Origin of the sequence: Flexivirga oryzae (assembly GCF_014190805.1) — a bacterium.
In the GTDB taxonomy this organism is placed as follows: domain Bacteria; phylum Actinomycetota; class Actinomycetes; order Actinomycetales; family Dermatophilaceae; genus Flexivirga; species Flexivirga oryzae.
The window spans coordinates 2,552,315-2,573,717 of record NZ_JACHVQ010000001.1 but is presented as its reverse complement, the minus strand read 5'-3'; the positions used below and the strand labels follow the sequence as shown (position 1 = coordinate 2,573,717).

General features: G+C 69.7%; 17 protein-coding genes. 11 read left to right on the top strand and 6 right to left on the bottom strand.

Going from position 1 to position 21,403, the window contains the following annotated elements; translation table 11 throughout:
* The first annotated feature begins 284 nt into the window (after positions 1-284).
* The 4 genes from smc to FHU39_RS12110 all read left to right on the top strand — a co-directional run bounded on the left by smc (position 285) and on the right by FHU39_RS12110 (position 6,404).
* A complete protein-coding gene (smc, locus tag FHU39_RS12125; protein ID WP_183320613.1) occupies positions 285-3,932 on the top strand; it encodes a chromosome segregation protein SMC in 3,648 nt (1,215 codons plus the stop codon).
* A gap of 207 nt (positions 3,933-4,139) precedes the next feature.
* Positions 4,140-5,279 carry an LLM class flavin-dependent oxidoreductase gene (locus tag FHU39_RS12120; RefSeq protein WP_183320612.1) on the top strand — a complete coding sequence of 380 codons (1,140 nt, stop codon included), beginning with the start codon at positions 4,140-4,142 and terminating at the stop codon, positions 5,277-5,279.
* Complete coding sequence (locus tag FHU39_RS12115) at positions 5,276-5,935, top strand: FMN reductase (RefSeq protein ID WP_183320611.1); 660 nt, start codon at positions 5,276-5,278, stop codon at positions 5,933-5,935. The genes FHU39_RS12120 and FHU39_RS12115 overlap by 4 nt, the downstream gene beginning before the upstream one ends.
* Before the next feature lie 19 nt (positions 5,936-5,954).
* Entirely contained in the window at positions 5,955-6,404 is a 450-nt protein-coding gene (locus FHU39_RS12110) for a DUF2752 domain-containing protein (protein WP_183320610.1), read from the top strand.
* 55 nt (positions 6,405-6,459) lie between these two features.
* Here the strand turns inward: FHU39_RS12110 and FHU39_RS24990 are convergent, their stop codons facing one another.
* Entirely contained in the window at positions 6,460-6,957 is a 498-nt protein-coding gene (locus tag FHU39_RS24990; RefSeq protein ID WP_221185248.1) for a DUF4190 domain-containing protein, read from the bottom strand.
* Between the two features lie 194 nt (positions 6,958-7,151).
* Here FHU39_RS24990 and FHU39_RS12100 point away from each other — a divergent pair, with 194 nt between their 5' ends.
* The gene (locus tag FHU39_RS12100) at positions 7,152-7,349 is read left to right on the top strand and encodes a hypothetical protein (RefSeq protein WP_183320609.1); all 198 of its coding nucleotides are present in this window, start codon (positions 7,152-7,154) and stop codon (positions 7,347-7,349) included.
* A 78-nt stretch (positions 7,350-7,427) separates the two neighbouring features.
* Positions 7,428-8,690, top strand: a complete 1,263-nt coding sequence (ftsY, locus tag FHU39_RS12095) for a signal recognition particle-docking protein FtsY (protein ID WP_183320608.1) — start codon at positions 7,428-7,430, stop codon at positions 8,688-8,690.
* Between the two features lie 98 nt (positions 8,691-8,788).
* On the opposite strand, the gene FHU39_RS12090 is transcribed toward ftsY, so the two are convergent.
* Positions 8,789-9,715, bottom strand: coding sequence for an oxygenase MpaB family protein (locus FHU39_RS12090; protein ID WP_183320607.1), 927 nt, complete (start codon positions 9,713-9,715; stop codon positions 8,789-8,791).
* Between the two features lie 296 nt (positions 9,716-10,011).
* Here FHU39_RS12090 and FHU39_RS12085 point away from each other — a divergent pair, with 296 nt between their 5' ends.
* The 5 genes from FHU39_RS12085 to ffh all read left to right on the top strand — a co-directional run bounded on the left by FHU39_RS12085 (position 10,012) and on the right by ffh (position 17,368).
* Positions 10,012-11,394 carry an ammonium transporter gene (locus FHU39_RS12085; RefSeq protein ID WP_183320606.1) on the top strand — a complete coding sequence of 461 codons (1,383 nt, stop codon included), beginning with the start codon at positions 10,012-10,014 and terminating at the stop codon, positions 11,392-11,394.
* Positions 11,395-11,472: 78 nt separating this feature from the next.
* Entirely contained in the window at positions 11,473-12,864 is a 1,392-nt protein-coding gene (locus FHU39_RS12080) for an ammonium transporter (RefSeq protein WP_183320605.1), read from the top strand.
* Positions 12,861-13,199: a P-II family nitrogen regulator gene (locus FHU39_RS12075; protein WP_183320604.1), complete on the top strand. Its 339-nt coding sequence runs from the start codon at positions 12,861-12,863 to the stop codon at positions 13,197-13,199. The genes FHU39_RS12080 and FHU39_RS12075 overlap by 4 nt, the downstream gene beginning before the upstream one ends.
* A 220-nt stretch (positions 13,200-13,419) precedes the next feature.
* A complete protein-coding gene (locus tag FHU39_RS12070; RefSeq protein ID WP_246336217.1) occupies positions 13,420-15,753 on the top strand; it encodes a [protein-PII] uridylyltransferase in 2,334 nt (777 codons plus the stop codon).
* 10 nt (positions 15,754-15,763) lie between these two features.
* The gene (gene ffh, locus FHU39_RS12065; RefSeq protein ID WP_183320603.1) at positions 15,764-17,368 is read left to right on the top strand and encodes a signal recognition particle protein; all 1,605 of its coding nucleotides are present in this window, start codon (positions 15,764-15,766) and stop codon (positions 17,366-17,368) included.
* A 50-nt stretch (positions 17,369-17,418) separates the two neighbouring features.
* Here ffh and FHU39_RS12060 read toward each other — a convergent pair whose 3' ends face one another.
* Genes FHU39_RS12060 through FHU39_RS12045 form a run of 4 tightly spaced genes read right to left on the bottom strand, consistent with a single transcriptional unit; the run spans position 17,419 to position 21,364 of the window.
* Positions 17,419-18,009, bottom strand: a complete 591-nt coding sequence (locus FHU39_RS12060) for a hypothetical protein (RefSeq protein ID WP_183320602.1) — start codon at positions 18,007-18,009, stop codon at positions 17,419-17,421.
* Positions 17,997-18,857, bottom strand: a complete 861-nt coding sequence (locus tag FHU39_RS12055; RefSeq protein ID WP_183320601.1) for a hypothetical protein — start codon at positions 18,855-18,857, stop codon at positions 17,997-17,999. The genes FHU39_RS12060 and FHU39_RS12055 overlap by 13 nt, the downstream gene beginning before the upstream one ends.
* A gap of 36 nt (positions 18,858-18,893) precedes the next feature.
* Entirely contained in the window at positions 18,894-20,318 is a 1,425-nt protein-coding gene (locus tag FHU39_RS12050) for an RNA polymerase sigma factor (RefSeq protein ID WP_183320600.1), read from the bottom strand.
* A 29-nt stretch (positions 20,319-20,347) separates the two neighbouring features.
* Positions 20,348-21,364 carry a class I SAM-dependent methyltransferase gene (locus tag FHU39_RS12045; RefSeq protein WP_183320599.1) on the bottom strand — a complete coding sequence of 339 codons (1,017 nt, stop codon included), beginning with the start codon at positions 21,362-21,364 and terminating at the stop codon, positions 20,348-20,350.
* Positions 21,365-21,403: the final 39 nt, after the last annotated feature.

The window sequence follows — 21,403 nt, the reverse complement described above, 5'->3', positions numbered from 1 at the left end:
GCCGCGCATATCTCGCCCCAGTGGGGACTCCGGTACGCCGAGAGCCGGTTTTCCGCTCATAGGTCCCCCCGGTGTCGACTCCGGTACGCCGGGAGCCGGTTTTCCGCTCATAGGTCCCCCCGGTGTCGACTCCGGTACGCCGGCCGCGGCATACACCGCTCATACCTCCCCACTGGGGCGACTCCGGCACGGGCTCTCGGCCCGGCATTGCGCGGGTTCGGCGCGACTGCGAAGTAGAGTGGCCGCGATCGCCATACGCCACCGCCATAGGAGCCGGCCCGCTCGTGTACGTCAAGAGCCTGACCCTGAAGGGCTTCAAGTCCTTCGCCTCGGCGACCTCGATGAAGCTCGAGCCGGGCATCACCTGCATCGTCGGACCCAACGGCTCCGGCAAATCCAACGTCGTCGACGCGCTCGCGTGGGTGATGGGGGAGCAGGGCGCCAAGAGCCTGCGCGGCGGCAAGATGGAGGACGTCATCTTCGCCGGGACCCCGGCGCGTCCGCCGCTCGGCCGGGCCGAGGTGACGCTGACGATCGACAACTCCGACGGTGCCCTGCCGATCGACTACACCGAGGTGACGATCAGCCGCACGATGTTCAAGGGCGGCGGCTCCGAATACGCCATCAACGGCACCTCCTGCCGGCTGCTGGACATCCAGGAACTGCTCTCCGACTCCGGCATCGGCCGCGAGATGCACGTCATCGTCGGCCAGGGGCAGCTGGACGCGGTGCTGCGCGCAACGCCCGAGGAGCGCCGCGGGTTCATCGAGGAGGCCGCCGGCGTCCTCAAGCACCGCAAGCGCAAGGAACGCGCGCTGCGCAAGCTCGACGCGATGGAGGCCAACCTCGCCCGCGTCACCGACCTGACCACCGAGATCCGCCGCCAGCTCGGCCCGCTGGGCCGGCAGGCCGAGACCGCGCGGAAGGCCGCGACCATCCAGGCCGACGTCCGGGATGCGCGGCTGCGCCTGCTCGCCGACGACCTCGCCCAGCTGACCAGCAACCTGGAGCAGGAGGTCGCCGACGAGACCGCCCTGCTCGAGCGGCAGAAGTCGGTCGAGCAGTCGCTCGCCGCGGCCAAGGCCCGCCTCGACCAGCTCGAGGCCGAATCCGCCCAGGCCGCACCAGCATTGACCAAGGCGCAGGAGCAGTGGTTCGCCCTGTCGTCGTTGCGCGAACGCATCGAGGCCACGGCCTCGCTCGCCGCCGAACGCGTGCGGCTGCTGTCCGAGGACGACCAGCACGAGGAATCCCGCTCGGGCCGCGGCCCGGAGCAGCTGCAGCAACAGGCGGCCAAGGTCCGTGACGAGCACGATGCGTTGCAGCAGCAGATCGCGCAGGCCAAGGTCGCGTTGCAGCGAGCGACCGAGCGCCGTGCCGATCTGGAGCAGGCCCACCAGGCCGAACAGCAGCGGCTGATCAGGCTGGCGCGTGCCGCAGCGGACCGTCGCGAGGGACTGGCGAAACTGGAGGGACAGGTCGCCGCCCGGCGCAGCCGCACCGAGGCACGCGAGTCCGAGCTCGGCCGGCTGACGGCGAGTATGGCGGAGGTGGCCGAGCGGTCGACACGCGCCGAGAAGGAGTTCGCCGCACTCGAAGCGACGATCGCCCAGGACGAAGCGGGCGAGGAGGACCTCGACGCGGCATACGAGCAGGCACAGGGTGCGCTCGACGAGGTCAAGGAGGCGTTCGAGACCGCCCGCGAGGAGGAGCGCACCGCCGACCGCGACCGCACCGGGCACCAGGCCCGCCTGGAGGCCCTCGAGCTGAGCCTGCGGCGCAAGGACGGTGCCGCACACCTGCTGGGCGTCGAGGGTTCGAGCGGGCTGCGCGGCTCGGTCTCCGAGCTGGTCTCGGTCGAGGCAGGTCACGAGGCCGCGATCGCCGCGGCGCTCGGCTGGGCAGCGGACGCCGTGGTGGCCGAGTCGTTCGACCAGGCGGCTTCCGCGGTCGACACGCTGCGCACCGACGACGCCGGCCGGGCCGGGTTGCTCTTCGGCGGCGCACGACCCGAGCCGGTGGACGGCTGGCCGGGCCTGCCGAGCGGCGCACGATGGGCGCGCGAGGTGGTAGGCGCACCGCAGGACGTCACACCCACTGTGGAGGCGCTGCTCGACCGGGTGGCGCTCGTCGACTCGGTCGAAACAGCGAAAACTGTTGTTGCGCTTGCTGATCGGATCACCGCGGTCACCCCGGACGGCGACGTGTATGCCGCGGGCTTCGTGCGCGGAGGCTCCGCCGGAGCCCCCAGCCTGCTGGAGATCCAGTCAGCAGTGGACGAGGCCCGCGACAAGGTCGAGGAGGCGACCCGCCGCAAGGAGGAGGCGCAGTTCACGGCTCAGCAGGCACGCACCAAGGCGGTCGAGCTCAGCGAGGCTGTCGACGCGGCGCTGGAGCGGCTCAACGAGTCCGACGCCCGGATGTCGGCCGTCGCCGAGCAACTCAGCCAGCTCGGGCAGGTGATCCGCGGCGCGAAGGCGGAGCGGGAGCGGCTGCAGACCCAGCACGCCGAGGCCGAGCAGCAGTTGGAGGCCGGACGTACCGAGCTGGAGGACCTCGGGCAGCGGCTCGCTGCCGCGCTGGAGGAGCCCAGCGAGGAGGAGCCGACCACCGACGAACGTGACCGGCTGGCGGCCGAGGCCGCCGCCGCGCGCAGTGCCGAGACCGAGGAACGGCTGGGGCTGCGCACCCGTGAGGAGCGTGCCAACTCGCTCGCAGACCGCGCGAAATCCCTTGAGGCTGCAGCACGTTCGGAGATCGAGGCGCGGGAGCGAGCGCGCGCCAGGCGCGAACGCCGGGCCCGTGACGCGCGCGTCGCCCAGGCGGTGCAGAACGGCGCCGGCCACGCGGTGACGGTGGTGTCGCAGCTGCTCGAGGTCGCGACCGGGCGACGTGCCGAGGCCGACCGCATCAAGGGCGAGCTCGACCGGGCGCTCAAGGAGGAGCGTGCCCGGGTCGCCACCGTCGGCGACGAGTTGCGCGAGCTGACCGACACGGTCCACCGCGACGAGGTGGCGCGGGCACAGCAGCGGCTGCGGATCGAGACGTTGCAGACCAAGGCGGTCGAGGAGCACGGCATCGATCCGGAGGTGCTGGTCGAGGAGTTCGGCCCGCATCAGCTGATCCCGCACGTCCCCGGCCCGGACGACGACCCGGACAACCTGCCGGAGCCGATCGCCTTCGTGCGCGAGGTGCAGGAGAAGCGGCTGCGGTCCGCCGAGCGCAAGCTGAGTCAGCTCGGACGCGTGAATCCCCTTGCGCTGGAAGAGTTTGCGGCGCTGGAGGAGCGGCACAAGTTCCTCACCGAGCAGCTGGAGGATCTGAAGAACTCCAAGCAGGACCTGCTCGACATCGTGGCCGAGGTCGACAAGCGGGTCGAGGAGGCGTTCACCAGCGCGTTCGAGGACACCGCGCGCGAGTTCGAGGGCGTCTTCAGCCGGCTGTTCCCCGGTGGCGACGGCCGGATCACGCTCACCGACCCGAACAACATGCTGGCCACCGGCATCGAGGTCGAGGCCCGCCCGCCCGGCAAGAAGATCAAGCGGCTGTCGTTGTTGTCCGGTGGCGAGCGGTCGCTGGTCGCCGTCGCACTGCTGGTCGCGATCTTCAAGGCCCGCCCGAGCCCCTTCTACATCATGGACGAGGTCGAGGCAGCGCTGGACGACGCCAACCTCGGGCGGCTCATCACGCTCTTCGAGGAGCTGCGCGACTCCAGCCAGCTGATCGTCATCACCCACCAGAAGCGCACCATGGAGATCGCCGACGCCCTGTATGGCGTGAGCATGCGCGGCGACGGCGTGACCACGGTCGTGTCGCAGCGCATCAAGGACGTGCTGCCCGGTGGCGGTGTCGAGGTCGAGACGATGCACAGCGTGACCGAGGGGAAGAGCGTCGAGGATTCCGGCATAACCGCCCTCTCCTCGATGAGCTGACCACCACGCCGAGAGGCTCAGCAACGATCGAAAGGCCCACCTGCCGGGCCCATTCGGACCCCATTTTTCTGGGCCTCTCGAGCGCTTATGGGCCTCTCGGCAAGGGGGCGTCGGGGCTGGGGGAGGCCGGGAATAGGCGGAGGGGGCTGTCCGTTGTGATGAGCAGTTAGTTAAAATTTGAGAGACTTTGGACAGGGAGTGAGTCACATGCAGTTCGGCGTCTTCACCATCGGTGACGTCACGCGGGATCCGACGACCGGCCGCACGCCGACCGAGGCCGAGCGCGTCCGGTCGATGGTCGCGATCGCCCGCAAGGCCGACGAGGTCGGGCTCGACGTGTTCGCCACCGGCGAGCACCACAACCCGCCGTTCGCCGCGCCGGCCAACCCGCCGATCCTGCTGAGCAACATCGCCGCGCAGACCACCAACCTGCAGTTGTCGACGGCGACCACCCTGATCACCACCAACGACCCGGTGCGGCTGGCCGAGGACTACGCCTACCTGCAGCACCTGTCCGACGGCCGCACCGACCTGATGCTCGGACGCGGCAACACCGGCCCGGTCTACCCGTGGTTCGGCAAGGACATCCGCAAGGGCATCCCGCTGGCCGTCGAGAACTACCACCTGCTGCGCCGGCTGTGGCGCGAGAAGTCGGTCGACTGGGAGGGCGAGTTCCGCACGCCGCTGCACGGTTACACGCTGGCCCCCGGACCACTGGACGGCGTGCCGCCCTTCGTGTGGCACGGCTCGATCCGCAGCCCGGAGATCGCCGAGCAGGCCGCGTTCTACGGCGACGGCTTCTTCCACAACAACATCTTCTGGAACAAGGAGCACACCGAGGCGATGGTGCGGCTCTACCGGCAGCGCTTCGAGCACTACGGCCACGGCGCCGCCGACCAGGCGATCGTCGGTCTCGGCGGACAGGTCTTCATGGCCGACACCGAGGCGGAGGCCAAGCGGATCTTCCGGCCCTACTTCGACAACGCGCCGGTCTACGGGCACGGTCCGTCGCTGGAGAGCTTCACCCGCGACACCCCGCTGACCGTCGGCACCCCCGAACAGGTCATCGAGCGCACCCTCGGCTTCGCCGACTACGTCGGGGACTACCAGCGCCAGCTCTTCCTGCTCGACCACGCCGGCATGCAGCTGGACATGGTGCTCGACCAGATCGAGATCCTCGGCAGGGAAGTCGTCCCGGTGCTGCGGCGCGAATTCGAGGCGCGTCGCCCGGCGCACGTGCCGAGCAACCCGCCCACCCACGCCTCGCTGGTCGCCGAAGGTCCCGACTCGCCGCACCTGAAGGTGATCAGCGCGACCGCCGGTCTGGAGCAGGAGGCCGCGGTATGACGCGCAACGTGGTGGTGCTGACTGCAGGTCTGAGCCAGCCCAGCAGCACCCGGCTGCTGGCCGACCAGATCTCCGGCGCGGTCGCCGCGGAAGTGGGTGCGCGAGGCGAGGCGGTCGACATACAGACCTATGAATTGCGTGAATACGCAGTCGATCTCGCCACCATGATGGCAACTGCCGGTATGCCGACGGCGCGTCTCGACGACTTGCGGCGTGCCGTGTCGGCGGCGGACGGCCTGGTCGTCGTGACACCCGCCTTCGCGGCCAGCTACAGCGGCGTGTTCAAGCTGTTCTTCGACGCGCTGGATCCGGACGCGCTGAACGGCATGCCGGTGATCATCGCCGCGACCGCCGGCACGCCGCGGCACTCGCTGGTGCTCGACCACGCGCTGCGACCGCTGCTGACCTACCTGCACGCGGTGGTGATGCCGACCGGTGTCTTCGCCGCGACCGAGGACTTCGGCGGGGGAGCGGCGGGGCACGACCTTAGCCGGCGCGTCGGGCGGGCCGCGGCCGAGCTGGCCGCGCACGTCGTGTCGGACGGCGGTGACGCAGTCGCCGGGTTCACCCCGTCAACGGCGAACCGGGACGCCGGGGTCGGCATACCCGCTCGGGTGACGCCGTTCAGCCAGCTGCTCGGACGGCAGCTGGGCTGAGGTGGCCTAACCTGGTCGGGTGAGCGCCACCCGAGTCGACCCGTCCACGGTCACCCCTGTGGTGCCGTGGACGCGGCGCGTCAAAGGGCCGGTGCTGACCGCGTTCGCCGGGTCGGCCGCCCTGGTGGCGCTGCACTTCCACGACCCGCACCAGTCCGGGTCGTGGGGATTCTGCCCGTTCCTGACGATCACCGGTCACCCGTGCCCGCTGTGCGGCGGGTTGCGCGCCATGAACGACCTCACCCGCGGGCGCATCGAGGCCGCGTTGCTGTCCAACGCGGCTGCGGTGCTCATCCTCTGCGCCGGCACCCTGCTGATCGTGCGGTGGTTCGTGCGTCGGGCACGCGGCGACAGCGATGCGGTGCTGATGACTACCCCGAAGGTGCCGATGACGATCATCGCCGTGCTGATGGTCGCGTTCACCGTCTACCGGTGGACGCCCTGGGGGCAGTGGCTCTACCAGGACTGAGGACGACGGAAGGCCCGGCACGCGGTGCCGGGCCTTCCGTCGTGCCGAGTCGGTGTCAGTGGGTCGCGAGTCGGACGATCGCGTAGATGATCGTCCAGACGGTGCCGATGATGCCGCAGATGAACCCGGCCTTCACCTTGCCGCGGCCGCCGACGGCGCCGCCGGAGGAGTCGATCTCCTGCATCGCCTGGCGACCCAGGATGATCGCCGGGATGCCGGTGAACAGGCCACAGCAGACGAGGCTGAGGATGCCGAGCACCAGGATCAGGGTGGACTTGCTGTGCTCACCCGCCGGCTGCGGGGCGCCACCGTAGGGCGAACCCGGCTGCGGAGCTCCGTACTGCGGGGAGCCGTAGGGCTGCGCGCCGTACTGGCCGCCCTGCTGCGGTGCGCCGTACTGGCCGCCCTGCTGCGGTGCGCCATACTGACCACCCTGCTGCGGTGCGCCATACTGCCCGCCCTGCGGGTTGCCGTTCTGCGGGTAGCCCGAGCCGTCGCTCGGCGGCTCGCCGCCGTTGCCCGGCTGGTTGGGGTCGTTCGGGTAGTTGGTCACAACTGATCCTTTGCGTCGATTGGTCCGGACGAGGGTAACGAAGGATTGGACGAGCGTGCACGTACGTCCCTTCGGGTGTCGGTATGACGCGCCGGGACGTGCCAGGGATCCGTCCCACGTGAATTAGGCAACTTTTCGCGTCATACCAAGGGTTTTGCCTTGGTAATCACAGACTTCGGCCCCACAATTGCCGCATGCTGTGGCTGATCCTTGCGCTGGTCATCGGAGTCTCTCTCGCCGGGGCCGTCATCGGCGTCGTCGCCGTTCCCGCTCGGAGGGAGGGCCGCGAGGTCCTCACCGAGCGCGCCGAGCAGGTCGTCAGCTCGGTGACCGAGCGACGGGGACGTAAGGCGGACGCGAGCCCTGGGCAGGAAGAACGCGCCGCCAGCTGACAGGCGTGACGCACCCCGCAGAGGGTGCAAGGGGTGGCACCGCTCCCGCCCGAGTGATCCGTTTGCCATGATTGCGGCGTGGACTCGCTCTGGGAAATTCTCGTCATCATCACGGTCGTCGTACTCGCCGGCCTCGGGTTGCTGGTCGGCTACCTGCGCCGTGGCGGTGGGAAGCCGGCTCCGCCGGTAGCGCCGCCGCCGGCACGTGAGGCGAAGACCCGCAGTGCCAACACCTACAAGCCCAGCGGTACGGCGACGATCGACACCAGCAAGGGTGCGGCCGAGAAACCGGCTCCGGCGGCGCCCGCCCCGAAGGCATCGGCCGAGGCGCCGCCGGCGGTCGAGCCGGAGGTCGAGGAACCGGCACCGGCACCCGCCGTCGAGGAGGAGCCGGCCGCTCTGAGCATCGAGCGACCGGAGTCCGCCCGCGGCCGGATGACGCGGCTGCGGTCACGCCTCGCCGGCTCCAACAACGCCCTCGGCAAGGGCCTGCTCAGCGCGCTGTCCGGGGACAAGCTAGACGACACGGTCTGGGAAGAAGTCGAGGACACCCTGCTGGGCGCCGACCTCGGGGTCGACGCGACCACGGAGATCGTCGACGGATTGAAACGTCGAGTACAGGTTGAGGGTTCGCCGGACACCGAGACGCTGGAGAGCTGGCTGCACGAGGAGCTGCTGGCGCAGGTCGGGCCGGACATGGACCGGCGGATCGCCGGTAGCCGGGTGGGCGACCGTCCGGCCGTGATCATGGTGGTCGGGGTCAACGGCACCGGCAAGACCACCACCGTCGGCAAGCTGGCGCGCGTGCTGGTCGCCGAGGACAAGGACGTCGTGCTCGGCGCGGCCGACACCTTCCGAGCGGCCGCGGCCGACCAGCTGGAGACCTGGGGCGCCCGGGTCGGCGTACCGACCGTCCGCTCCGAGAAGGAGGGCGCCGACCCCGCGGCGGTGGCGTTCGACGCGGTGCAGGCCGGTCAGGAGGGCGAGGTCGACGTGGTGATGATCGACACCGCCGGTCGGCTGCACAACAAGGTCGGGCTGATGGACGAGCTGGCCAAGGTGAAGCGGGTCATCGAGAAGCGCAGCCCGATCGACGAGTGCCTGCTGGTGCTGGACGCCACCACCGGGCAGAACGGCATGCGGCAGGCGGAGGTCTTCGCCGAGGCCGTCAACATCACCGGGGTCGTGCTCACCAAACTGGACGGCACCGCCAAGGGCGGCATCGTCGTGCTGGTGCAGCGCGAACTCGGTGTCCCGGTCAAGCTGGTCGGGCTCGGGGAGGGCGCCGACGACCTGGCACCGTTCGACCCGAAGGCGTTCGTCGACGCGGTGCTCGACTGAAACGTCGGGCTTCGACGGGCCGCTGTGGCCGAGGCTGACGGTCCGAATCACGAGTGACGGCCGAATTCGGCCGTCAACGGTGAATCGGACCGTCAGGGTCAGCCGTGCCCCGCGGCTTGGGCCGCCTGGTTGACGCGGCGGTCGGCCTGGATCCGCGGGTCCGACAGCATCCAGCGCACGCCGGCGGCACCCGCCTTGCCCATGCCCCGCAGCACTGCGGCCCCGCCGGGCGGGGTGCGGAAGCCAAGCATCTCCCGGGCGTATGCCGGGAGCGTCCCGACCGCACCGGCGACCAGGGAGAGGTAGGCAGGCCGCGCGGTCAACGCGAGTGGCGGCTTCCAGGCGATGAAGTGCGCCGCCGACCGCGCCTGTGCCGTGCCGCGCAGCTCCGGCCGGAACGCCTCGAGCGTCTCCTGCAACCCCGCAACGGACGTCGGTGCTCCCTCGAAGCCGAGCTGCATCGAGACGAAGCCGATCTGCGCGACATACTCATCGGCCTCGGCGTCGGTCAGGCTCCCGCCGCCGAACGCCCGGAAACAGGTCAGGAAACTGTCCACCTCTGCCGCGTGCACCCACGCCAGCAGGTGCGGGTCGTCCGCGCGGTAGGGGACACCCGCGAACTCGCCGTGCACCCGGCGGTGGATGCCGCGCACCCGGGCCAGCAGCCGCTCCGCATCCGGGACGGTGCCGAAGGTCGTCGTGGAGATGAAGTTGCTGGTCAGCTGCAGGCGGCCCCACGGGTCCTCCCGGTAGCTGGAGTGCTGGTCGACACCGGCCATCGCCAGCGGGTGCAGCGACTGCAGCAGCAGGGCCCGGATCCCGGCGACGAACATCGCCGCGTCGAGATGCACCCGCCAGATCGGGTCGGCCGGGCCGAACCACCGCTCACCGGTCTTGCCCCAGATGCTGTCCGCCCGGCGGGTCGCGTCCGCACCGGCCACGTGGTCGCGCAGTTGCAGCGCGGCGCGGTGCCGCAGTGCGTCGTGTACGCGGCGCACCGGTCCGGGCAGGACGAGCAGCGACATACAGCCATTATGCGAGGGGTGGCGCGGGACCTCGATGCGCGGCTCGTTCCTCGCCGCTTACTCGGCCACCGCGGCTGCGCCCTACTCGACCCGCAGGGTGGCGCGGGACCTCGATGCGCGGCTCGTTCCTCGATGCGCGGCTCGTTCCTCGCCGCTTACTCGGCCACCGCGGCTGCGCCTTGCTCGACTCGCAGGTGGGCTCCGAAACGTGTTGTTAACGCACGGGATCAACAGCAACACGGCTGTAACACGAGCGCGCACACACCGGAAACCGTGCATTGCCAAGGTTTCTGGACATGACCACTACTTCACTTGCTGCGGCGGCCGCGACGCCGAACTCGGGTGACACCGCGTGGGTGCTGGCCTCCGCGGCGCTCGTCCTGTTCATGACGCCGGGCCTCGCCCTGTTCTACGGCGGCATGGTCCGCACCAAGAGCGTGCTCAACATGATGATGATGAGCTTCATCAGCATGGCCACGATCGGCGTGGTGTGGCTGCTCTGGGGTTACTCCGAGACGTTCGGCGCGGACAGCACCGGCGGTTGGCTCGGCAACCCGTTCGACCACTTCGGGCTGCACGGCGTGCTGACCGCGACCTACGGGACCATCCCCGGCCCGGCGTTCGTGGCGTTCCAGGTCGTCTTCGCGATCATCGCCGTGGCGCTGGTCAGTGGTGCGATCGCCGACCGCGCGAAGTTCGCCACCTGGACGGTCTTCACCGTCGTGTGGGCGACCATCGTCTACTTCCCGGCGGCGCACTGGGTCTTCGCGTTCGACGGGTTCGCGGCTAACACCGGTGGCTGGATCGCCAACGGCGGCTTCTTCCTGAACGGGCACGGCGCCTACGACTTCGCCGGTGGCACCGCCATCCACATCAACGCTGGAGCCGCGGGTCTGGCCCTGGCCCTGGTGCTGGGCAAGCGGCTCGGTTTCGGCCGGGAGCCGATGCGGCCGCACAACCTGACGCTGGTGATGCTCGGTGCCGGCATCCTGTGGTTCGGCTGGTTCGGCTTCAACGCCGGCTCGGCGCTGTCCGCCGGCTCCCTCGCCGCCGGCGTCTGGGTCAACACGCTCGGTGCGACCGCCGCCGCGATGCTCGGCTGGCTCCTGGTCGAGCGGATGCGGGACGGCAAGTTCACCTCGCTCGGTGCCGCCTCCGGCGTCGTGGCCGGCCTGGTCGCCATCACCCCGGCGTGCTCGACCGTCACCCCGATCGGCGCACTCGTCGTCGGCCTGCTGGCCGGTGGGATCTGCGCGCTCGCCGTGGGCCTGAAGTTCAAGCTCGGCTTCGACGACAGCCTCGACGTCGTGGGCGTGCACCTGGTCGGCGGCCTGGTCGGCACCCTGCTGATCGGTCTGCTGGCCAGCAAGGGCAGCCCCAACGGCTCCGGCACCCAGGAGGGGCTGCTGTATGGCGGGGGCTTCCTGCAACTGGGTGTCCAGGCCGGCGCGGCGTTCTTCGTGCTCGTCTTCTCCTTCGTGGTCACCTACGCCATCGGCTTCGTGCTCGACAAGGTGATGGGTTTCCGGGTCTCCGAGGAGGCCGAGATGGCCGGCGTGGACCAGTCGGAACACGCCGAGACGTCATACGAACTGGGAGCGGTGTTCGGCAGCCGGTTCGGGCACCGGCCCCAGCTGCCGGCCCAGGCGAGCGTCACGGACCGGGTGGACTTGCTGTGAACGCTCCCAGGAAACGGCAACACGGATGTAACACAATGACGCACGTTCCGGAAACTGTGCATTGCGAAGCTGTCCCGCATGCCCTTCCTGATCTCCGGCCTGTCGTCCGCGGCGCCGCCGACGACACTCGACACCGGCAACACGGCGTGGATGCTGGTCTCGGCGTCGCTGGTGCTCTTCATGACGATCCCGGGGCTCGCGCTCTTCTACGGCGGGCTCGGCCGGTCGCGGGGCGTACTGAACATGATGATGATGTCGTTCGGGTCCTTCGGGGTCATCGGGATCATCTACGTGCTGTGGGGCTACTCGATGTCGTTCGGCAGCCACGACCACTTGGGGATCTTCGCGAATCCGTTCCAGTTCTTCGGGCTGTCCGGTCTGTTACCGGGACAACCGGGGGCGCTGCACGCGGGCGGCATACCGACGCTGGTCCTGGTGGGTTTCGAGTGCACCTTCGCGGCCATCACCGTGGCGCTGATCAGCGGGGCGGTCGCGGATCGGGTGAAATTCTCGACCTGGCTGGTGTTCTCGGGACTGTGGGCGACGCTGGCGTACTTCCCGCTGGCACACATGGTCTGGGGCGGCGGCCTGCTGTCGGGATCGGCGGACGGGCTGGCGGCCAAGCTGTTCGGGACGGTGCACGGCGTGGCGAAGGTGGCGCCGATCGACTTCTCCGGCGGGACCGTGGTGGAGATCAACGCCGGGATGGCGGCCCTGGTCGTGGTGCTGATCATCGGCAAGCGGATGGGCTTCGGCAGCCAGCCGATGCGCCCGCACAACGTGCCGCTGGTGATGCTCGGCTCGGGCATCCTGTGGTTCGGCTGGTACGGCTTCAACTCCGGCTCCGCCTTCGGCGCCAACGCGACCGCGGCACTGGTCTGGGTCAACACCACGGTCGCCGGCTGCGCGGCGATGGTCGGCTGGCTGGTGCTGGAGAAGCTGCGCGACGGTCACCCGACCTCGATCGGAGCGGCCTCCGGCATCGTCGCCGGCCTGGTCGCGATCACGCCGGCCTGCGGCAACGTGACACCGCTGGGCGCGATCGCCGTCGGACTGGTGGCCGGGGTGCTGTCGGCATACGCGATCGGGCTGAAGTTCAAGCTCGGCTTCGACGACTCGCTCGACGTGGTCGGCGTGCACCTGGTCTCCGGTTTCTGGGGGACCGTGGCGCTGGGCTTCTTCGCCCGCGGCACCGGTCTGGTGTATGGCGAATGGCGCCAGCTGGTGGTGCAATTCGTGATCGCGCTGGTCGCTCTGGGGTATGCCGCAGTGGTGACCGCGGGCATCGGTTTCGCGCTGCGCGCCACGATCGGCTGGCGGGTCAGCGATGAGGACGAGGCGGCCGGCATCGATCAAGCGGAACACGCCGAGACGGCATACGACTTCGGCAGCGTCTTCTCCGCCAGCAGACTCGGGCACCACCCGGGTCGACCCTTCAGACACACCGACAAGGAAGAGGTGAACGCATGAAACTCGTCACCGCCATCATCAAACCGTTCAAACTGGACGAGGTGAAGGAGGCCCTGGAGGCCTACGGCATCACCGGTATGACGGTCAGCGAGGTCAGTGGGTACGGCCGGCAGCGTGGGCACAGCGAGGTCTACCGCGGTGCGGAGTACACGGTCGACTTCGTCCCGAAGATCCGGCTGGAGGCCGTCGTCGAGGACATTGACGCCGGCAGCGTGGTCGACGTCATCGTGAAGGCCGCGCAGACCGGCCGCATCGGCGACGGCAAGGTCTGGGTGCTGCCGATCGACGACATCGTCCGGGTGCGCACGGGGGAGCACGGCGAAGGCGCCCTGTGACCGGGGTCCGGTGACCGGGGTCCGGTGACCGGGGTCCCGTGACCGGGCGCCGATCGGTGCCGCCCTGATCGCCGAGAGGACAAGAAACCACCCGAGAGGACACGAAAACCGGCCCCACGGACCCCCTGTTTCGTGTCCTCTCGGCACCTTTTGTGTCCTCTCGGCGAAGGGGTGGGGGCGGACGTGGTCGGCGAGGTGGTGGGAGCGAGGAGTGAATCGGATGATGAGCATCGACCAGGAGCGGCTGGGCCTCGCCGGGACCCGGGAGTTCACCCGGCCCGGTGCGGGGGCGGCCCGGCGGGAACGGCTGGCGGCATACAACCTCGACCTGATGCGTGAGTTGTGGGCCGACGCGACCGCCCAGGTGCGGGTACCCGGCGACGGGGTCGCGCTCGCGGTCGTCGGCAGCGTGGCGCGCCGCGACGGCGGTCCACTGTCCGACTACGACCTGGTGCTGGTGCACGCGACGCGTTCGTTCGGGGGCAAGAAGCTCGACGCGCTGGCCGACGCGCTCTGGTATCCGTTGTGGGACAAGGGAATCCGGCTCGATCACAGTATTCGCACCCCGAAGGAGTGCCGCGCCGTCGCGTCCGACGACCTGGCCGCGGCCGTCGGACTGCTCGACATCGAGCCGGTCGCCGGTGACGAGTTGCTGGTCGCCCAGGTCCGGCAGAGCATCGCGCACGACTGGCGGGCCAACGCCCGCAAGCGGCTGCCGGAGCTGGTCGAGTCGCTGCGGGTGCGGCACGAACGACACGGTGGCCTGGCCAACGACCTGGAGCCCGATCTGAAGGAGGCGGCCGGCGGGCTGCGCGACATGGCGGTGCTCCGGTCACTGGCCGCCGCCTGGCTGGCCGACCGGCCGCACGGTGCGGTGGACGCGGCATACGACCGGCTCCTGGACGTGCGCGACGCGTTGCACGTCGTGACCGGCCGCGGGCGGGACCGGCTGGCGCGTCAGGACCAGGACGCCGTCGCGGCACTGCTCGGTGAGCCGGACTCCGACGCGCTGCTGACCTCGGTCGTGCAGGCGGGGCGGGTCATCTCGCACGCGCTCGACGACACGGTACGGCGGGCCGGCCAGTCGCAGCGCGCCCGCGCGCTGCGGACCGGCCCGCGCCGGCCGATCCTGCGGCCGCTCGGGCACGGGCTCTACCTGCACGACGGCGAGGTGGTGCTCGGCAGCCGCGAGATGCACCAGCGCGGCGCGCTGGTGCTGCTGCGGGCTGCCACCGCCGCGGCATCCCGCGAGGTGCCCATCGGGCCCAGCACCCTGCGCAACCTGACCGGCGAGCTGCCGAGCATCCCGGCACCGTGGCCGGCCGAGCTGCGGGACGCGTTCGTCGACCTGCTCGCGTCCGGGCCCGGGCTGGTGCGGGTCTGGGAGACCCTGGACCTGGCCGGCGTCATCGGCGCGTGGTTGCCGGAGTGGTCCGCGGTGCGCGGCCGTCCGCAACGCAGCCCGGTGCACCGGCACACGGTCGACCGGCACCTCATCGAGACGGTCGTGCAGGCGGCGGCGCTGCGCGACCGGGTACGGCGCCCCGACCTGTTGCTCATCGCGGCGCTGTTGCACGACATCGGCAAGATCGCCGGGGTCCACGACCACGCGGTCGAGGGCGCACCCGTGGCGGTGAACATCGCCCGGCGGATGGGTTTCGACACCGCGGACGTCGAAGTCCTCGAACTGCTGGTGCGCGAGCACCTCGCGCTCGTCGACCTGGCCACCCGGCGTGACCCGCACGACCCGCAGACCACCAAGGCGCTGGTCACCGCCGTCGAGGAGCGGCCGGACGTGCTGGAGCTGCTCGCGGCGCTCACCGAGGCGGACGCCATCGGCGCCGGGCCGAAGGCGTGGACCTCCTGGCGGGCCGGGCTGGTCCGGTCGCTGGTCGAGCACGCCCGGTCGGCGCTGGGGGAGCGGTCCATGCCGGTGGCCGGCGAGGACGCGGTGCTCGACCCGGTCGTCGTGCAGCGGGTGGCGCTGCGGGCGCCATACATCGTGGTGAACGGGACGTCGTCCGGGGCGACCATCGAGATCGCCGACCGGGACCGCCCGGGCCTGTTCGCCGCGAGCGCGCGGCTGCTGGCGTCATTCGGTATGACGGTGCGGTCGGCGCGGGTCCGGACCACGGACGGGATCGCGCACAACACCTGGCAGGTCGAGGCTCCGCTGGCGGACCTGCCGGACGCCGAGCAGCTGGTGCGGGGCTTCCAGGAACCGGGGCGCTCGTCGCGGCGCCAGCCGCGCGTCATACCCGAGGGGCGGCGGGTGGGTATGCCGCCGTCACGTGCGACCGTCGTGCCGGATGCGTCGGCCGACGCGCTCGTGCTGGAGGTGCGGGCCGCGGACCGGCCGGGGTTGCTCGGCGACCTCGGGGACGCGTTCGCGACACAGGGACTCGCCATCCGGTCCGCACACGTGGCGACCTACGCCGGCCAGTCTCTGGACACCTTCTACCTGACTCCCGCGGCCGTCACTCCGCCCGACGTGGCGCGAATCATCGGTGCGCTGATCGACGCGTGTGATGGTGCACCGCCTCGCGCGGGTTAACCTTGCCTGCGTGTTCAACAGCCTGTCCGACCGCCTGACGTCGACCTTCAAGAACCTCCGGGGCAAGGGTCGCCTCACCGAGTCCGATATCAACTCCACGATCCGGGACATCCGGCTCGCGCTGATCGACGCCGACGTCGCGACGCCGGTGGTGCGCGAGTTCACCGGGCGCATCCGCGAGCGGGCGCTCGGCGCCGAGGTGAGCCAGGCGCTCAACCCGGGACAGCAGGTCGTCAAGATCGTCAACGAGGAGCTCATCGAGGTCCTCGGCGGGCAGACCCGTGAACTGCAGATGGCCAAGCGGCCGCCGACCGTCATCATGCTGGCCGGTCTGCAGGGTTCCGGTAAGACCACGTTCGCCGGGAAGCTGGCGCGCCACCTGCGCGACAAGGGGCACTTCCCGGTGCTGGTGGCGGCCGACCTGCAGCGACCCAACGCGGTCACCCAGCTCGAGGTGGTCGCCGAACGCGCCGGCGTGCCGTGCTTCGCGCCGGAGCGGGGCAACATCGGCGGCCACGACGCCGCCAGCAGCGAGGGCACCCAGTCCTACGGCGACCCGGTGTGGGTGGCGCAGGCCGGTGTCGGCCAGGCCAAGGTGCGCCAGTACGACGTGGTCATCGTCGACACCGCCGGCCGCCTCGCGGTCGACGAGAACCTGATGAAGCAGGCCGCCGACATCCGCGAGGCCATCCAGCCGGACGAGGTCCTGTTCGTCATCGACGCGATGATCGGTCAGGCAGCGATCGAGACCGCGCTCGCGTTCCAGCAGGGCGTCGACTTCACCGGCGTCGTGCTCTCCAAGCTGGACGGTGACGCCCGCGGTGGTGCCGCGTTGTCGGTGGCGTCGGTGACCGGGCGGCCGATCATGTTCTCCTCGATCGGTGAGCAGACCAAGGACATCGAGGTCTTCCACCCCGACCGGATGGCCTCCCGCATCCTCGACATGGGTGACGTCCTCACCCTCATCGAGCAGGCCGAGAAGGCGTTCGACCGTGACCAGGCCGCCGCGATGGCGCGCAAGTTCATGGACGAGGAGGACTTCACCTTCGACGACTTCCTGCAGCAGATGTCGGCCATCAAGAAGATGGGCAACCTCAAGGCCCTGATGGGCATGCTGCCCGGTATGGCGGGCATGAAGGACCAGCTCAACGCCCTCGACGAGAAGGAGTTCGACCGGGTCGAGGCGATGGTGCGCTCGATGACACCGTTCGAGCGCACCCACCCCAAGCAGATCAACGGATCCCGCCGTGCGCGCATCGCCGGCGGTTCGGGGGTGACCGTCTCCGAGGTCAACTCGCTGCTCGAGCGTTTCGGCCAGGCCCAGAAGATGATGCGCCAGATGCGGCGCGGCGGTGGCATGCCCGGTATGCCGGGACTGCCCGGCGGCGGTGCCGGCAAGCGCGGCAAGCAGCAGCCGAAGAAGAAGGGCAAGAGCGGCAACCCCGCCAAGCGTGCGCAGCAGGAGGCGGCGGCGGCGCAGAAGGCGACGGCGGCGCGCGACAAGGCGATGGGCAGCGCGTTCGGGCAGCCTGAGGAGGAGCAGGACTTCTCGAACCTGAAGCTGCCCAAGGGGTTCGAGAAGTTCCTCGGTCCGGACGCGGGCAAGAAGGACTGACGCGAGGAAGTCACTACTGTCGTCACTTCCTCGGCCTGCGAATCGGCGAGTCAGTTGGTGTCGATCGCGTACCGGCCGGCGACCACTTGAAGCTGCCACGGGCCGATCGCATGTTGAACGGTGATCCGGATCGGGATCGTCCGTTGTGCACCGAGCGGCGCTGATTCGAGGAAACTCACCTGCGGGATCGCCCGGTCGTACAGCTCGCACCAGCGTTCGTTCGAGTCGGTGTAGACGACCACGTTGTGCGCTCCGCAGGTGCTCCACGGCGACGAGTGGTCGACCAAGATCCGGTAGCGACCGGTGGTGGTCGGTGACAGCAGCCCGGCGACCTCGAGCTCGGTGTTGAACGCCTCCGGCGGCACGGTCAGGGTGCCGCTGAATGTGCCGTTCAGCTTGCCGGGGTGACTGCGAATCGTGAGCACCGGACCCGACACCGTCGGCTCGACCGGCCGGCCCATGCCGGTCGCCGGCGCAGCCACGTCGTGCAACGTCTGGTCGTGTTCGACGGTGAAATTGCTTTCCGCCACCGGGTATTCGCCCCAGGCGAGCTTCCGGTACGTGGCCACCGGCCATGTCTTGCGGTCGAAGTCATCGATCGCCAGCAGCGTCTCACCGGTCGCCGGCGTCAGGTTGAGCATGTCCGGTGTGGAACAGTGCGCGGTGTAGAGGCCGACCAGCTCACTCGATATCCGCCCGATCTCGGAACCGCTCCCTCGTCGTCGGCGCACTCGATCATGACCGCGCCGCCCTGATCCGCGAGGTCGAGCGAGGTGGCCGGGCCGGGTGCCACGTCCTGGATGCCGACGAGCTTGTAGCCCTGGGCGTACGCCGGGTAGTGCGTGCCGTGGGCGTGGTTGAGGCCGGCGGCGGTGCGCAGCCAGTCGTCGTGCCAGCTCTGGGCGATCCACAGGGTCGAGACGGTCAGGGCGACGACCGCGAGTGCCGCGACGTACGACCACCAGGGACGCCTCGGTGGTGGCGGGAGCGCATGCACCTGCGCGAGAGTCGTTGCAGGATCAGGAGATTCGGCAAGATCACCGAAGTCTTGCAGGAGCCGACGCAGCTCGGCCGGGTCCACATCGGTGAACTCGGGAGGTATGGCGGCATACGCCTGCTCGACGTCGCGCGGTGACAGGCGCAGGACGCGGGCGACCGAGTGCAGGTCGTGGCCGTCGAGTGCCTCCAGTGTCAGGATCGCGCGCTGTCGGGCGGTCAGCGCGGCTAGTGGCCGGAATCGTGCCGAGAGGTCGGTGACGTTGCCCGCCTCCGGCAGATTGGTGTGGGCCGCGGCGCGCGCCATACGAACGCGGGCCGTGGTGGTCGCCTGCGTCAGGTCGACGCGATCGCGGGCGAGCTCGGCGAGCGTGTGCGCGACCAGTTGCTCGGAGTCGGCCTCGGACGCGGTGAGTAGGTAGGCGTCGTGGTGCAGGTCCTGGACGCGGGCGACGACGAACTTCTCGAAGTCCTCATCGGATCGACCACGCATGCCCCCAGGTTAAGCGGCCGTAGCGGACCCCGTCGCTCAGTTCTCCGGGTCGTATCTGTCGTAACGCAATTGAAGTTTCCACGGGCCCAGTGCGTCCCGAACCACAACGCGGACCTTGACCGGACCCGGGCGCGCCGAGTCGAAGGTGTCAGTGCCGAAGATCGGGGAGAGCGGTACGGGGCGGATGTCGCGGTCGTAGAACCGGCACCAGGTGGAGTCTTGGGCGGTGTAGGAGCAGTCCGTGACCGCCTGACCGTCGACCTCCACCTTGTACTGCCCCGTCGTCGTCGGCAACAACAGACCACTCAGGAACAAGGTGGTGCCCCGCGCGGCGGCAGGCTTCTTGACGGTGCCGGTGAACACGCCGTTCCTACCGGTCATGACCAGCGTCTTGCCGCGCCGCACCGGGGGCTTGGTGAAGTTCATCTTCGCGTTGGTGTCGAGCGTTGCGCGACGTACTACATGGAAGTTGTCCTGCGCGACGGGATAGTCGGCCCAGGGCACCGGCCGGTAGATGCCGACGATGATCGAATGCCCCTGCTGCGGAGGGGCCTTGATCGTTGCGTTGCCTTCGGTCGTGGCGAAGTAGTAGAAGCGGGCCGACTGCTTGAAGCACGGCCAAGCTCCCGTGCTCTTGGCAGTCCGGACGACCGGCGCATCCGACTCCTTGGTAGGCGAGAAGTTGTCACACGCCACGGTGATCACGTCGCCGGACGGCAGCTCGAGCTCGCGCTTGGCGCCCGCCGGCACCCGCTGAGCCCCGACGAGCTTGTAGCCCTCGATGTAGGGGCGCAGGTGCGTGCCGTGACTGGCGTTGATACCCGCGGGCGTGTTCAGCCAGCGGTCGTGCGCGATCTGGCTGCCGATCGGTGCGGCGGCGGTGAGCGCGATGACGGCAGCGGCCGCGATGTACCGTTTCCGCGAGTGGCGTCGCGGGGGTTGCACGTGCTCCGCCCGGCTGAGCGTGACGTCGGGATCTGGCCAGGTCGCGCGCTCGGAGAAGTCAGTGAGTGCGGCTCGGAGACGATCGTCGTGTGGCTCGAATCCCACGGTGTGCGAGGCGGATTGCTCCGCGTCGGTGACTTTGGACGGTGCCAGTCCGAGTTCGCGTGCCGTCGACCGGGTGTCGTGACCGTCGAGGCAGCGCAGCAGCAGCACGGCTCGCTGGCGGGGTGAGAGGTCGGCGATCGCGGTGTCGGCGTCGTCGGTCGGCGCAGCGGTGCGGGTTGCCGGCGTGGGCGTGGTGGCGGTCGCCGCCAGGCGCGCCATACAACGCCGGGCCTCCGCACCGGCCTGACCGATGTCGGTGCGGTGCCGGGCGAGTTGCGCGACCGCCACCTCGACGAGGCGCTCCGCGCGGTCCTGGTCCGCGGTCAGCAGGTATGCCGTGCGGTGCAGCTCGGCGGTGCGAGCAGCGACGAAGTCGCCGAGCTCGCTCTCGTCCCCGGTCGACCCGCCCATACCTGGGAAGTATGCCGTGTGCGCGTGGCTCAGTCCTGGCGACGCGTGGCGAACATCGACCAGGCCCGCGGGTTGTATGACGCGCGCTCACCGTACTCGTCCACCAGGTCGCCGATCCGGACCGCCTCCACCGGGCCGAACCTGCTCTCCACCAGCTCCTGCACCTTGGCCCTGCTCAGCGTGTTGAAGAAGTACGTCCGCTTCGGGCGCACCTCGTGGTCGGGGTTGTCGGCCATGAGGAAGAAGGTCAGGAGCAGACCCTTGCGGGCGATGCGGCAGGCCTCGCCGAGCGCCTGCTCCATCGCCTCGATCGACATGTGCTCGAAGAGGTCGAACACCACGACGTAGTCGTAACTGCGATCGCCGAAGGGCAGATCGAGCACGTTCTGCACCTGGAAGTCCACGCCGGGATAGCGACGCCTGGCATTGACGATGTTGTTGTCGTTGAGGTCGATCCCCGTGTAGTCGAGGAATTGTGCGATGCCGTAGGCGTCGAAGTAGCGGTAGTCGTTGGCGGAGCCGCAGGCGAACTCCAGCACGCTCAGCTTCCGCTCCACGGTCCGTCCGGCCAGGGTCGACGCCCATTTCTTCTCGTAGTCGTCCTGCCAGTCCGCGATGGCCTCGTTGACCTTGCGGACCTCGGCGCGCCTGGTCTTGCTGACGAACGTGCCCATCGTGATACCGAGGTCGCTCGACCGCTCGTGCAGCGCCGTGGTGGCGCGGGCCGAATGCTCGATCTCATCGCGCATCAGCTCGCCGAAGTCGTCGTCGGGGAAGAGCTCCCGGATCAGCCGATGGCGGGTGAGGATGCTCTGCGCGTTGATCTGCGGGTTCTGGAAGCCGCTGACGAGGTAGTCGTCCAACGCGTCGGGATCGAGGCTCGCCCAGCTGGATTTCAGCGTCTGCTTCTCCTGCTCGACCGTCTGGGGTCGGGAGGGCGGCGCGCCGGCTGCCGCCGGACGGGTCGACCGCACGGTGTTCCGCAGCGTGCGGGCGGCGTCGCGACGCCGGCTGCCCGGAGGTGCGACCCTGTCGAAAATACCCATGTGGTGACAACTCCCGTGGATTGACTCACTGCGCGGACC

Excerpts from the sequence above, each read along its gene's own strand:
- FHU39_RS12120 (WP_183320612.1), top strand. The coding sequence starts at position 4,140 with ATGCAGTTCGGCGTCTTCACCATCGGTGACGTCACGCGGGATCCGACG.
- FHU39_RS12115 (WP_183320611.1), top strand. The coding sequence starts at position 5,276 with ATGACGCGCAACGTGGTGGTGCTGACTGCAGGTCTGAGCCAGCCCAGC.
- FHU39_RS12100 (WP_183320609.1), top strand. The coding sequence starts at position 7,152 with ATGCTGTGGCTGATCCTTGCGCTGGTCATCGGAGTCTCTCTCGCCGGG.
- FHU39_RS12090 (WP_183320607.1), bottom strand. The coding sequence starts at position 9,715 with ATGTCGCTGCTCGTCCTGCCCGGACCGGTGCGCCGCGTACACGACGCA.
- FHU39_RS12085 (WP_183320606.1), top strand. The coding sequence starts at position 10,012 with ATGACCACTACTTCACTTGCTGCGGCGGCCGCGACGCCGAACTCGGGT.
- FHU39_RS12080 (WP_183320605.1), top strand. The coding sequence starts at position 11,473 with ATGCCCTTCCTGATCTCCGGCCTGTCGTCCGCGGCGCCGCCGACGACA.
- FHU39_RS12075 (WP_183320604.1), top strand. The coding sequence starts at position 12,861 with ATGAAACTCGTCACCGCCATCATCAAACCGTTCAAACTGGACGAGGTG.
- FHU39_RS12070 (WP_246336217.1), top strand. The coding sequence starts at position 13,420 with ATGATGAGCATCGACCAGGAGCGGCTGGGCCTCGCCGGGACCCGGGAG.
- FHU39_RS12060 (WP_183320602.1), bottom strand. The coding sequence starts at position 18,009 with ATGCTCAACCTGACGCCGGCGACCGGTGAGACGCTGCTGGCGATCGAT.
- FHU39_RS12055 (WP_183320601.1), bottom strand. The coding sequence starts at position 18,857 with ATGCGTGGTCGATCCGATGAGGACTTCGAGAAGTTCGTCGTCGCCCGC.
- FHU39_RS12050 (WP_183320600.1), bottom strand. The coding sequence starts at position 20,318 with ATGGGCGGGTCGACCGGGGACGAGAGCGAGCTCGGCGACTTCGTCGCT.
- FHU39_RS12045 (WP_183320599.1), bottom strand. The coding sequence starts at position 21,364 with ATGGGTATTTTCGACAGGGTCGCACCTCCGGGCAGCCGGCGTCGCGAC.